At 67.4% G+C, this 12045-nt stretch carries 9 protein-coding genes; 1 reads left to right on the forward strand and 8 read right to left on the reverse strand.

What is annotated here, in order from left to right; all coding sequences use genetic code 11:
• Positions 1-50 precede the first annotated feature (50 nt).
• The 7 genes from RUU78_RS20200 to RUU78_RS20230 all read right to left on the reverse strand — a co-directional run bounded on the left by RUU78_RS20200 (position 51) and on the right by RUU78_RS20230 (position 7550).
• On the reverse strand, positions 51-809 hold the full coding sequence (locus tag RUU78_RS20200; RefSeq protein ID WP_313919482.1) for a pyridoxine 5'-phosphate synthase: 759 nt from the start codon (positions 807-809) through the stop codon (positions 51-53).
• The gene (locus RUU78_RS20205; RefSeq protein ID WP_313919483.1) at positions 796-2850 is read right to left on the reverse strand and encodes a serine hydrolase domain-containing protein; all 2055 of its coding nucleotides are present in this window, start codon (positions 2848-2850) and stop codon (positions 796-798) included. Before RUU78_RS20205 ends, RUU78_RS20200 begins: the two co-directional genes overlap by 14 nt.
• A 190-nt stretch (positions 2851-3040) precedes the next feature.
• Positions 3041-3997, reverse strand: a complete 957-nt coding sequence (locus tag RUU78_RS20210; RefSeq protein ID WP_313919484.1) for a PDZ domain-containing protein — start codon at positions 3995-3997, stop codon at positions 3041-3043.
• 13 nt (positions 3998-4010) lie between these two features.
• Complete coding sequence (locus RUU78_RS20215) at positions 4011-4463, reverse strand: hypothetical protein (protein WP_313919485.1); 453 nt, start codon at positions 4461-4463, stop codon at positions 4011-4013.
• Complete coding sequence (locus tag RUU78_RS20220) at positions 4445-5041, reverse strand: sigma-70 family RNA polymerase sigma factor (protein ID WP_313919486.1); 597 nt, start codon at positions 5039-5041, stop codon at positions 4445-4447. Before RUU78_RS20220 ends, RUU78_RS20215 begins: the two co-directional genes overlap by 19 nt.
• Positions 5042-5109: 68 nt before the next feature.
• Positions 5110-6789 carry a hypothetical protein gene (locus tag RUU78_RS20225; protein WP_313919487.1) on the reverse strand — a complete coding sequence of 560 codons (1680 nt, stop codon included), beginning with the start codon at positions 6787-6789 and terminating at the stop codon, positions 5110-5112.
• An 89-nt stretch (positions 6790-6878) separates the two neighbouring features.
• Entirely contained in the window at positions 6879-7550 is a 672-nt protein-coding gene (locus tag RUU78_RS20230) for a 4'-phosphopantetheinyl transferase superfamily protein (protein ID WP_313919488.1), read from the reverse strand.
• A gap of 117 nt (positions 7551-7667) precedes the next feature.
• Here RUU78_RS20230 and RUU78_RS20235 point away from each other — a divergent pair, with 117 nt between their 5' ends.
• Positions 7668-11171 carry a PAS domain-containing hybrid sensor histidine kinase/response regulator gene (locus RUU78_RS20235; protein ID WP_313919489.1) on the forward strand — a complete coding sequence of 1168 codons (3504 nt, stop codon included), beginning with the start codon at positions 7668-7670 and terminating at the stop codon, positions 11169-11171.
• 73 nt (positions 11172-11244) lie between these two features.
• Here the strand turns inward: RUU78_RS20235 and RUU78_RS20240 are convergent, their stop codons facing one another.
• On the reverse strand, positions 11245-11919 hold the full coding sequence (locus tag RUU78_RS20240; RefSeq protein ID WP_313919490.1) for a response regulator transcription factor: 675 nt from the start codon (positions 11917-11919) through the stop codon (positions 11245-11247).
• Between the last annotated feature and the right edge of the window lie 126 nt (positions 11920-12045).

Genomic DNA, 12045 nt, shown 5'->3' on the forward strand with positions numbered 1-12045 from the left:
CTCCTTAACGCTGCACGGCGCACGCGGTTCGTAGCGTGCACGAGTGTCTGTCAGTCGGCGGTTCGCGACCGCAGGATACGCAGGTAGTTGTGCACCGTCGGCGCAAGACCGTCATAGAGCGCCTCGCCAACAAGTGCGTGGCCAATCGATACTTCGGCGAGAAACGGTATGGCGTCGATCAGGCAGCCTAGGTTGGCCTGGCTCAGGTCGTGACCGGCGTTGACTCCGAGACCCGCGGCGCGCGCCGCTTCGGCCGTCTCTACACAACGCGCCAGCGCCGCCGCCGCGTTGCCCGCGGCGTACGCCTTGGCAAATGGGCCGGTATAAATTTCCACCCGGTCGGCACCGAGGTCGGCCGCACGCGACAAGTCCGTGACCCCGGCATCGATGAACAGACTTACGCGCGCGCCCAGTGCGCGCAGTTCGGTGATCACCGGACGCAGCGCCGCGGCGTCGCCGGCGAGGTCGAAGCCATGGTCGGAGGTGATCTGGGCATCGCCATCTGGCACCAGCGTGACCTGTTCAGGGCGGACCTCGCGCACCAAGGCGATCAGTCCGGGGTAGTCGCCGCGCGCCGGCGCAAACGCGTTGCCCTCGATATTGAATTCGACGCGGCGCGCGATGCGCTCACTCAGTTCGCGCACGTCACCCGGACGGACATGTCGCTGGTCCGGGCGTGGATGCACGGTCACGCCACCGGCGCCGGCAGCGATCACGCAGTCGCAGGCATGGCCGATGTCCGGCTCGCGCTCGCCGCGTGAATTCCGCACCACAGCGATTTTGTTCAAATTGACACTAAGTATCGTCATCCCTGGTTTCCTTTTCGGGTTCCACGCGGGGCGAGGGCGCGAATCGAGGCCGCTCGAATCGATCCGGCAAAGCTTCGATCTGCGCTGGCGCGGCTGCCGGGGCCGGACGCACGTTGGCTGGCGGACCGACGCGGCTCGACGGCACCGATACGGGGAGCGGCGGCGACAATTGACGCGCGCGTGCCGCTGCCGCCGAGCCATCTTTCGGCCGCATCATGATGTCCCCCGGAGAACGATAGGGAGCGACAGGACCGGGCGTCAGCACAGGCAGTTGCTCCACCCAGGGGATCGGCGCTGCCGGGACCGGGACCTGCGGCGAGCGCACCGCATGGGCGCGCTCTGCGATGGCGGCTCTGGCGCTCTCTTCGCGGACCACGCGTTCCTGTCTCAGGCTCGCTGTCACTTCGGCTGGCAGGGATCGCCACCGTACGCGCGGCAGTTCAGTCTCGTCTCCCAGCAACACGAGGGTCAGCGCCTCGACCTGGCCGCCCGCATCGCGACGCGCGATAAGCTCGAATTCGCCGTCACGGCTGGCGAAACGATCGTCGGCATAAGCGAACAGCTCGCGTCGCTGTGCGCCGCTGAACTGCAGCGCTGGACGCGCATCGCAGAGGAACCGGGCCAGAACATCACTGTCCACGGCGTAGTCCCCGCAGTAGTCACGCAGCTTATCGGCGGCGAGCGATTGCTCGGTGCGCGGCAGGGCCGGTGCGCGCCGACTCAAGCGCTGCACCGGCACGATGAATCCGTTCTCCGACCAGCGCAGCGTTTCGATTTGCCCGCTCGCGTCGCGCTGGAAGCGCAACTGGACCGGGGCGCCGGCCGCGCCGAACAGATCCGGGCCCAGCGGTGTGAGCGGCAGGGCCAGGCGACCGCTGGTCTGAGCGGTCAGCCCGCCAGGCGTCGCGCGGATCAGCAACTGCGTTCCCGGCGCAAATTCGTAAAGGCCCGCGAACTCCGCCGGATCGCCGGTCATGGCGGTCGCCTGTGCCGGTGGCGGCGGGAGGCTGCCCCCATCCAGCAGGGCCAGACCCAGTGGCGCGAGGCTCACTTCCGCCGTGCCGAACAACGCTACGGCTTCCTGGCGGTCCGTGCGAAAGCCAAGAAACACGCTCTGCCCGCCCGCGCTCCCGGCTTGCCAGACCAGCGGCCAGGTCTGTTCGTCCTGGCTCACGGTGTTGATGCGCCAGCCCAGTCCCCAGTTCGCGCGGGCATCGCGCGGCTGCCGCGACACCATCAGCGCCGCGCGCAGCGGCGAATCGCCGGGACGCAGCATTGCCCGCAGCAGCCGCACCTGATCGTTGACGCTGGAATACAGATGAACCGGCAGTGGCGTTGCGCTGGTCGACGGCGCAGGCCTGCCATTGCGGTGGCCCGTTGCGGCCTTTGCACTATCGACGCCGGTAGCCCGCAGTCCCAGCGGTTCGCTCACACGCTCCGACAGCGCCGCGGAATAGCCGCCGCCGTGGGCACGGCCCAGCAGCCACGCAAGGAGAATCTGGCCCAGCGCCGACTGACGCGCGGCCGGCTCGGCGGGTAGCCGGTAGTTGGCCAGGAACTCGAGCAGATCTGTCTCCTGGTAATCGCGCCAAAGATTGTCCGCGTCGGCGGCAAACAGGTTCGCCGGCACCGGTGGCAAGCCGGAACTGTGGGCGGCGAGCTGCTGCAGGGTCAGCGCGCAGACGCGCGGATCGGTGCAGGGGAAATCCGGTGGCAGAAAACGGCTGATCGGATCGTCGAGACGCACGCGGCCGCTGCTGGCCAGATCGGCCAGCAGAAGGCCGGTCGCTGCCGCCATCGCATCGCCAAGCAGGAAACGCATATCACCGACAGCGTCGCTGGCCAAAGCGGCAGGATACGTAGACAGCGACGTCGCCGTCTGGAGGACATACGCGCTGACCACGTGTGGCCAGCTACCCTGCGCGGTCCCGCGTTCCAGGTAGCTCGCGACCGGTGCAGGCAGGGTGGCGCCATCCTGAGCGCCTGCCACAGCGCTGCCGCTCAGCAGTGCCGCGGTGAATAGTCGGAGTACGGTGCGCATGACGCGCAAGCATAGCCTTGCGCACATGGCGGTGTGCAGGCGGCGCGTCACGCTGCGTGGGACCAAAAAACAAAAAGCCGCGGTCTGTGCCGCGGCCTCGCCGAAAAAAAGGCCACGTCCGTGTGGCTTCAGGGTGCACCCTGTGGGAGGGAATGCGAGAAATTCGACACAGGACCCACGCAAAGGTTCCTCAACCGCATTTGTCCGGCGTTTCGCGCCAGACCACCGGATCCCAGTATTCACCACCGACGCGGCTGTTGCGCTTGTCCTCGTTGAACTTCGCCGCGAGGTAGTACGTCGTATCGGCCTTGACGTTCACGGTCAGCGTCTTCACCTCGGGACCGTCACCCAGGCGCGTCGGGTTCAAGCGCCGGTACACCTTGGCCGGGATCAGCTCGACCACCTTGACCACGTGCGTGCCGGCCGAAACACGGAACTGATGCACGCCCGCAGGTCCAGTCGATACGCCGTCGATCATCAGCAGCTTGACGCCATACAGATCCCGTTGAGACGGCGCCACGTCGAAATCGTTGAAGCGGCCGCAACCACTGGAACCGCCGTCGATCTGCGGTTCGCGCCGGGACACGGTGGTGCCCGTGCTGGCCAGCAGTTCGTCGCGACCGACCTTCAGATGGATCGGTGGCAACACGATGCTGCTGACTTCTCCGCGCAAAGTCAGCGGTTTGTCCTCGCGTTGCAGGCCGAACTCGAGCACCGTTCCGTCAGACAGGGTATCGACCAGCGTGCGCATCGTAACCGCGGCCTGGGCATGGCCAGCGGGATCGGCGCCAAGGCCGACCAGGCTGGTGCCGTTCACCGCGACGATGCGGTCGCCGGCCTTGATGCCCATGCGCTGCGCGGCACTGCGCGGCGTTACCCCGAGCACGCGAAGGCCGTCCCGTGCGCGTTCCGCATTGGCGCTGTCCACGAGCAGGCCGAGGTTGTTCATGCGCCGTGCCGGTTCATCCAATGTGAAGGCGATTTCCTCGCCGGACTTGCCGGCGAAGGCGCCTGATTCGATCAGGCGGACCAGTGCCAGTTGCACCTCTTCTCCCAGGCGCTGCTCGACTGGCGTCGACTGGGCGGAAACCGCGGCAGTAAGGGTCAGGCTCAACAGAGCCAGCATGGGACGTTTGAACATCGACATCAGCGTTCTCCACTCAAATCCGGGTCGGCTGCGCGCCATCGGCGGCCAACACGATCAAATTCGACAGCACGTCGTTGCGTTGCTGCCACAGCGGCAGCAATTCGTCGACCGCGGCTCCGCGGTCATACGCCTGCTGCAGCGCCAGCTCGACGGCGCGCAGCTCAGCTTCGCTCTCCAGCGGCGAGGCGGCCTGGCTCAATCCGGCGTACGCCAGTTCCAGTTCGTGCGAGCGACGCTCCAACTGCGCCAGCGGATTGGCGGCAGCGATCTGCGGTCGCGGCGCCAGCGCGACAACGGTCGCCAGCGCGAGCATCGCTGCCAGTCCGCTGCCCCAGCGCAGCGTGCGTCCGCGCTGCTGGCGGCGGTGATGCTCCGCCTCGATACGCGCCCACAGATTCGGCGGCGGATCGAACTCCGGCAGTGCGGCCAGGCGCAATGCCTTCAAACTCAGCTCCTGCTCGGCCATGGCTGCATCTCCACTACGGTATTGGGGGCCAACCATTCCTGCAGACGCTTCAGCGAGCGCGACAGGATGGACTTGGAATAACTTTCGGTCTGGCCGAACAGTTCGGCCAGTTCCTTGTGCGTATAGCCCTCGAGCTCGTGCAGCACGAGGATCAGACGCGCACGCGGCGGCAGGCGTTGCAGCAGCGCCATCACATCGTGCGCATCGGAGGCGAGCAGACCGGTCGTATCGCTGACATTGGCGAACAACCGCTCCGGATCGTCCTTGTCGAGATGGCGCTGACTGCGCAGCTGGTCGATCGCGGCGTTGACGGTCATGCGCTTGAGCCAGGCACCAAACGGGGCATCACCGCGGTAGCTCCGTATCGCGTCCATCATTTTCAGGAACACGTCCTGGACAATGTCTTCGGCGGCAGCCGAGCTGCCGAGCACTCGCATGGCCAGCGTAAAGCAAGGCCTCGAGAAGATCCGGTAGAGGGCCGCATGCGCCGTGCCGTCCCCGCGCCGCGCGCGCGCAAGCGTTACAGCGTCGACTTCCTGGGCAAAACCGGTTCGGGATTCGGTCGGGGTCATGTTCATGCAGAGGGCACGACGCTCACCAGCGCGCGGCCGTCGCACGCCAACGCAAATTTCGCAACATCACACCATCAGCCGCGCGGGGCGACACGGATTTCCAGAATCCGTGCACGCTCGACGAACAGGCGCGCCTGGCCCGATTCGCGGTTCACGCTGACGGTCACTCCCGCGGCGCTGACCTCGGCGACCTTGCCTTCGATCTCCTTACCGCCGCTAGTGATAAGCACCACGCGCGCGCCCGATAGCCCATCCAACGCAGCATACGAGACCACGGCGAAGGGCCGTTCCCGGGGCGCCGTCTTCGACTCCGGCAGACGATCGATACGAGGACCCTGCCACACCAGCGCCGCCGTGGAACCCGGCGGCGGCGGTGGTGCGGAGGGCAGGCCGGCGAGGCGCGGATCGAGTCGCGGGTCGATCCGTGGCGCCGGCGGACGGGTCGGAATCGCTGGCGCCGCATCGACGGTCGCGGTTTCGCCGGTGATCGCCGCGGCGTCAGGAATGAGCGAACCCGGCGCGACGTCCCGTGACTGCTGCACCGTCGTCGTAGCCGGTGCCGCAACCGGTGCCGGTGGCGCGATCGGAGGCGTTGTGGATGGCGACGGTCCGGCTTCGGGTGGTTTCGGCGCAGCGCCGATCGTCGTGGCCAGGACCGGATTTTCCTCCGGCCGCACGACGACGGTCTCCGGCTCGGGCTCCGCCAGCGGATCATGCACCAGTGCGCGATCGATACCGGCCAGTGCCTCGATCGGTTCGGCCAGGAAGAACAGCTTGAACAGCACGGGCGGCGCGTCGTTGTAGCGCGCGGTCAGGTTGAGCCAGCGCAACACTTCCTCGGGATCGTAGGTGTCGTACTGCGCGGGCGCGATGTCCTCGCGCGGAAGGCTCAGCAGCTTGATCTCGCCGCCGCCGCGCAGCAGCTCGCGGTAGAGCTCGACCACGCCTTCGGCCGGCACGATGTGCGAAGCCTTGAGCCGCTCCTGCACAGCCGCGATGTGCCGGGCGATGAAGCCGTCGACGTCGACGCCGGTTTCGCGTGCGCAGAACTGGTTGCGCCGGCGCAGAAAATCGCGATCGCTGAAGTTGAAGTCGGCCGAGGCGATGCGCACGCGCTCGCGCGCTACGGCATCGTCCAGCATCTGCGGCGTGAACTGGTGCAACTCCGTGCGCAGGCCGACCTGCGCGAACGGCGCGTTGTCGATGCGCAGGTTGACTTCGAGCTGCTCCGCCGCCGCATCGTAGCGATAGTCGACGCTGAGCCGGGGCGCTTTCGGCTGTACCTGCATCGACGTGAAGTCGCCCGCGTCGAACCCCGCCGCTCCGCCGCAGGCGAATGTCTCGAACGGAACCAGGCTCTGCGCGCCGAACCACAGCGGCGCGTTGCCGCCGGCGATCTTGCGCAGCAACGGCAGGTTGACGTCCTGCAGGTACACGCCGAGTTGCCCGGGCACGCTGGCATCGCGCGTGATGGCGCGGCGCAATACCCAAAGCACGCCCGGCGTATCCAGCCGCAGTGAAGACGCATTCAGGGTGGCGGCTTCGAAGCCGGGCCTGGGTCGGAACTGCACGCCGCTGAGCGTGAGGTCGCCATTGAAGGAGCCGCTGGCGCCCGTCCAGCTCAACTCGCCCCAGCGCTGCAGGTTGTCGGCCAACCACTGCGCCTGCTGGCCCGCCGCGAGCCACAGGGCCAGCTTGAGGCCCAGCGCGAGCACTCCAGCCGACACCAGCAGGTTGCGCAGCAGCTTCCACATGTTGACGGCAGCCTCGCAGCGGCGTTGGCGTTCACCCGGAACTTAGCCCGTAAAGCCCTGGCCTACAACTGGCCCTCGTATCCGGTTGGCTACACCGGTTGCCGCAGTGTGGCGTCATGAAAACTGCGCACCCGGCGCGTCTCTCCGCGCCAGGCGAGATGACCCAGCCACGGTGACGGCAGGGGCAACGCATGAAGATGCCAGAGCGCCGCCGCGCCACCCGCGACATCGATCCTAAGCAGTGCCGGCGGGTCCACGGTTGCGTCGAACTCGAGCTTGTCCAGGCCGAAAGCCAGGCCACGACCCAGTGCCTTGAGCACCGCTTCCTTCGCGGTCCACAGGCGCAGGAACGCGGTTTCGCGTAGCGCCTCCGGCGTATTCCCGATTGACTGCGCCTCCGGGCCGCAGAAATAGCGTCGCGCCAGTTCCGCGTGCGGTCGCGGCCGTCCCGGCGACTCCAGGTCGACGCCGACCTCGACACCGCGCCCCAGCGCGACCACAGCGGCACCGCCGCTGTGGCTGAGGTTGAAGTCGAATCCTCCGGCCGCCAGCGCAGGCTTGCCGTGAGCGCCGACCTCGAGTTCCGCTGCGTCCACGCGACGAAGCAGATAAGCCGACAGCAGGCGCAGCAGGAATACCTGCGCCTGTCGCCGGACTTCGATGGGCTCACGTCGCGGGAATTCACAAAACCACAGATGGATTTCCAGCGGGTCGAGCGGCTGCGGCGGGATGGCGTGCGGGAGCAGGGCTGGATCGGGCATGCGGCATCGTTGGCCGCCGGGCTGGGGGAGGTCAAGCAAGCTGGCGCGGGTTCACTTCAGCAAGTCACCTGCGGCAGGTCCTCTACAATCCGCAGACCAGTCCCCGAGGTCGCCACAATGATTGCTGGCTGGATACTGCTGCTCGTTTCGCTGGCCTACGTGGCGTTGCTGTTCGTGATCGCCTACTGGGGCGATGCGCGCCCGCTGTATCCGGGCCGGCCGGGCTTGCGGCCATGGATCTACAGTCTCGCCCTGGCCGTCTACTGCTCGTCGTGGACCTTCTACGGCGCGGTCGGCAGCGCATCGAACTCGACGCTGGCGTATCTGCCGATCTACCTGGGTCCGATCCTGCTCTTCCTGTTCGGCAGCGGCCTGCTGGAGCGGCTGACCCGCGTGGCCAAGGCCAACAACATCACCTCCATCGCGGACTTCATCGGCACGCGCTTCGGCAAGTCGCATGCGCTCGGCGCGCTGGTCACCGTGATCGCGATGACGGCGGCCATTCCCTACATCGCGCTGCAGTACAAGGCCGTGGCGCTCAGCATCGGCGTGCTCAGCCATGGCCAGGCCGGTGGCGGTCCGCCGGCGGATCTGCTGCAGGACTCCGCGCTGTATACCGCGCTGATGCTCGCCCTGTTCGCGATCCTGTTCGGCACGCGTCGTGTCGACGCGACCGAGCACCACCACGGCATGGTGCTCGCAGTCGCGGCGGAATCGCTGGTCAAGCTGATCGCGTTCCTCGTCATCGGCCTGTACGCGCAGCAGCAATTGACCAGTTCCGGCCAGGCCCTGGCCGATCTGCGTCTGAGCGGTCCACTGCCCAACGGCTTTTTCGCCCAGACCCTGCTCGCGTTCACCGCGATGTTCTGTCTGCCACGCCAGTTCCATGTCGGCGTCGTCGAATGCGAAGACCCGCGCGACGTGCGCCGCGCCCGATGGCTGTTCCCCCTGTACCTCGTACTGATCTGCCTGTTCGTTCCGGTCATCGTCGCGGCCGGACGCGAGGCCGCGGCCGGGACCGGGCTGAGTCCCGACGTGTGGCTGCTCTGGCTGCCGCTGTCCAACGACAACAACCTGCTCGCCCTGCTTGCCTACCTCGGCGGCTTTTCGGCGGCGACAGGCATGGTCATCGTCGCGTCGGTGGCGCTGGCGACGATGGTGTCCAACGACCTGATCATGCCGCTGCTGTTGCGCCTTCGCGCGCTCAAGCTCGACCAGCGCCACGACCTGTCGCGCATCGTGCTCGGCGTGCGGCGTGTGGCGATCGTGGTGTTGAGCCTCCTCGCCGTTGCCTATTACCGCGCCATGCCGCAGGGCGAACAGCTCGCCTCGATCGGCCTGCTGTCCTTCGCCGCGGTCGCGCAGTTCGCACCGGCCATCATCGCCGGACTGTATTGGCGCAGCGCCAGCCGCGCCGGCGTGCAGACGGGGCTCGGCGTGGGCTTCGCGGTCTGGGGCTACACCTTGCTGTTGCCGAGCCTCGGCGCGGCGGGCTGGTTCGATGCGAACTGGATGCAGACCGGACCGCTCGGCCTGAGCTGGCTGCGGCCGCAGTCGCTGTTCCAGCTCAGCGGCTGGCATCCGCTGACCCACGGCACGTTCTGGTCGCTGCTGGCCAATTCGGCCTGCGTGCTGATCCTGTCGTTGCGCTACCGGCCGAGCATGGAAGAGCGCCTGCGTGCCGCCAGCTTCCTCGACCTGTCGGCCGACCGCAGCGGCAGCGCCGCCGGCGAGTGGCGTGGCCGCGTCAGCGTCGCCGACCTGCGCGCCATCGTCGGCCGCATCATCGGCGAGCGCGGCGCGCGGCGTGCCTTCGACGAATACGCCGGCGCCAACGGCAAACCGCTGCAGGACGCGCTGGCGGCGGACCGTCCGCTGCTGCAGCACAGCGAACGCATCCTCGCCGCGTCGATCGGCGCGGCATCGGCGCGGCGCATGTTGACCAGCGCATTGCGCGGAACGGGCCTGGATTTCAGCGAGGCCGTCGCGCTGCTCGACGAAGCCTCGCAGGAGCTGCGCTACAACCGCGAGCTGCTTTCCACCACGATGGAGAACATCTCCCAGGGAATCAGCGTGGTCGACGCGGACATGCGCCTGGTTGCGTGGAATCGTCGCTATATGGAAATGTTCGGTTATCCGGACGATTCGGTTTACGTCGGCCGGCCTATCGCCGACCTGATCCGCTACAACGCCGAGCGAGGCGAGTGCGGTCCGGGCGACGTGGAAACGCATGTCAGCAAGCGCCTGCAGCACATGCGCGCGGGCACCGCCCACGTCTACCAGCGCGTGCGCGCCGACGGCAGCGTGCTGGAAATGCGCGGCCAGCCGCTGCCGGGCGGCGGCTTCGTGACGACCTTCACCGATGTCAGCGACTACAAGCGCGCCGAACAGGCCCTGCGCGAAGCCAACGAAACGCTGGAGCAGCGCGTATCACAGCGCACCGCGCAGCTGTCGACCGCGCTGGCCGCGCAGGAGCGGGCCAAGTTCGAAGCCGAGGCAGCCAACCAGTCCAAGACGCGCTTCCTCGCCGCTGCCAGCCATGACCTGCTGCAGCCGTTGAACGCGGCCAAGCTGTTCACCTCGGCGCTGCGCCATCAACCCAATCTTGACCCCGAAGCGGCGCAGCTCGCCGAACGCATCGACACCGCTTTCCGCGCCGCCGAAACCCTGCTCGACGCGCTGCTCGAAGCCTCGCGCCTGGACGCCGGCAAGTACCGTCCCGATATCGCGAGCGTCGCGTATCTCGACGTCATCGAACCGCTGCAGCAGCAGTTCGCAATGATCGCGGAACGGCGTGGCCTGCAGCTGCGCATTCATGCGAGCCAGGTCGTCGTGCGCACCGATCCGCACCTGCTCAGCCGCATCCTGCAGAATTTCATCTCCAATGCGCTGCGTTACACGCGCAGCGGCCGTGTCGTCGTCGGTGTGCGGCCGCGCGGCAACGAAGCGCTGATCCAGGTCTGGGACACCGGTCCCGGCATCGCCCTGGCGCAGCAGAAGCGCATCTTCGACGAGTTCCAGCGCTTCGATCACGCCTCGCCCTGGGGCGAGCAGGGGCTCGGGCTGGGCCTGTCGATTTGCGAACGCATCTCGCGCATCCTCGGCCATCGCCTCGCAGTTCAGTCGCAGCCGGGCAAGGGCAGCTGCTTTTCAGTGCGGGTGCCCATCGTCGCGCGGCGCGGTGTTCGCCCGGCGCCGCGCCGCGCAGACCGCGAAACGCTGACGACCGACCTGTCGCCGCTGCATGTGCTGTGCCTGGACAACGAACCGGCCATTCTCGAAGGCATGGCGGCGCTGCTGACGCGCTGGGGCATGAGCTGCGATCTGGCTGCAAGCCTGGAAGAGGCGCGGCAGGTCATCGCGCAGCGGCGTCCCGACCTGATCATCGCCGATTTCCACTTGGGTACATTGCAGGACGGCATGGATGCGCTGGCCGAACTCCAGGCCAGCCTGACGCCGCCGCCGCCCGCCGCGCTGCTCACGGCCGACCGCAGCCCTGAACTCAAGCAGCGCGCACGCCTGCGCGGCTATGCGCTGCTGCACAAACCGGTGAAGCCGGCGGCGCTGCGTGCGCTGCTGTCGGCGATGGGCAAGTCAGTCGCGACGAAGTCATCGGCGTGAAGACGATTCCATGTCGAAGCCTTGGCGGCCCGATCGCCGTTGCCCGGCGCCCGCGCCCGCAGCGACCGCCTCTTCAGGCGTCTTCCACATCCGTCAGCGGCAGCGCCGTGTTCGGATCCAGCGCGAGCTGGCTCGCGGCCAGCGCGACCTGCGTGCGGTTGTTGCAGCCGAGTTTGCGCATGATCGCAGTCATGTGCGCTTTGACCGTGGCTTCGGAGACGCCGAGTTCGTAGGCGATCTGCTTGTTGAGCAGGCCCTCGGCGATCATCGCGAGCACGCGGAATTGCTGCGGCGTCAGCTCGGCCACGCGCGCGGCGATCCGCGCTTCGTCGTCGCGCAACGGCGTCGACGCCGAACCCATAGCGGCGGGCATCCAGATCTCGCCGTCGCGCACATGGCGTATGGCTTCGACGATGGTTTCCGCGGAACTCGATTTCGGGATGTAGCCGGCCGCGCCATGGGCGAGCGCGCGACGCGCGACGCTGGCTTCCTCGTGGGCCGAGACGACGATGACCGGCAGGCCCGGATACTGCCCACGCAGATGCGCCAGTGCGGAGAAGCCGCGTGCGCCGGGCATATGCAGGTCCAGCAGCAGCAGCTCCGCCTCCGGATGCGCTTCGACCAGGGCCAACAGCTCGGGCACGGTCGCTGACTCGAACAGGCTGGCGCCCGGTGCAGCCTGATGCAGCGCGCGACGCAGCGCGTCGCGATACAACGGATGGTCGTCGGCGATCAGGATTTCGGACATACGCCCGAGCATCGCATCCGCGGCCGCTTGCGGCAATTGGAATGGCGCAAACAGTCCCCCGTCAAGGTGGCCCTGACGAATAAGTGGTAAGCCCCGGAAAAGGACCAGATAGACGAAATTAATCAA

The sequence above is a fragment of the Tahibacter sp. genome, assembly GCF_032229445.1.
Taxonomy (GTDB): Bacteria; Pseudomonadota; Gammaproteobacteria; order Xanthomonadales; family Rhodanobacteraceae; genus Tahibacter.

Bases quoted from the DNA above. Each gene is read 5' to 3' on its own strand.
- RUU78_RS20205 (WP_313919483.1), bottom strand. From the start codon at position 2,850: ATGCGCACCGTACTCCGACTATTCACCGCGGCACTGCTGAGCGGCAGC.
- RUU78_RS20210 (WP_313919484.1), bottom strand. From the start codon at position 3,997: ATGTCGATGTTCAAACGTCCCATGCTGGCTCTGTTGAGCCTGACCCTT.
- RUU78_RS20215 (WP_313919485.1), bottom strand. From the start codon at position 4,463: ATGGCCGAGCAGGAGCTGAGTTTGAAGGCATTGCGCCTGGCCGCACTG.
- RUU78_RS20240 (WP_313919490.1), bottom strand. From the start codon at position 11,919: ATGTCCGAAATCCTGATCGCCGACGACCATCCGTTGTATCGCGACGCG.
- RUU78_RS20220 (WP_313919486.1), bottom strand. From the start codon at position 5,041: ATGAACATGACCCCGACCGAATCCCGAACCGGTTTTGCCCAGGAAGTC.
- RUU78_RS20200 (WP_313919482.1), bottom strand. From the start codon at position 809: ATGACGATACTTAGTGTCAATTTGAACAAAATCGCTGTGGTGCGGAAT.
- RUU78_RS20235 (WP_313919489.1), top strand. From the start codon at position 7,668: ATGATTGCTGGCTGGATACTGCTGCTCGTTTCGCTGGCCTACGTGGCG.
- RUU78_RS20230 (WP_313919488.1), bottom strand. From the start codon at position 7,550: ATGCCCGATCCAGCCCTGCTCCCGCACGCCATCCCGCCGCAGCCGCTC.
- RUU78_RS20225 (WP_313919487.1), bottom strand. From the start codon at position 6,789: ATGTGGAAGCTGCTGCGCAACCTGCTGGTGTCGGCTGGAGTGCTCGCG.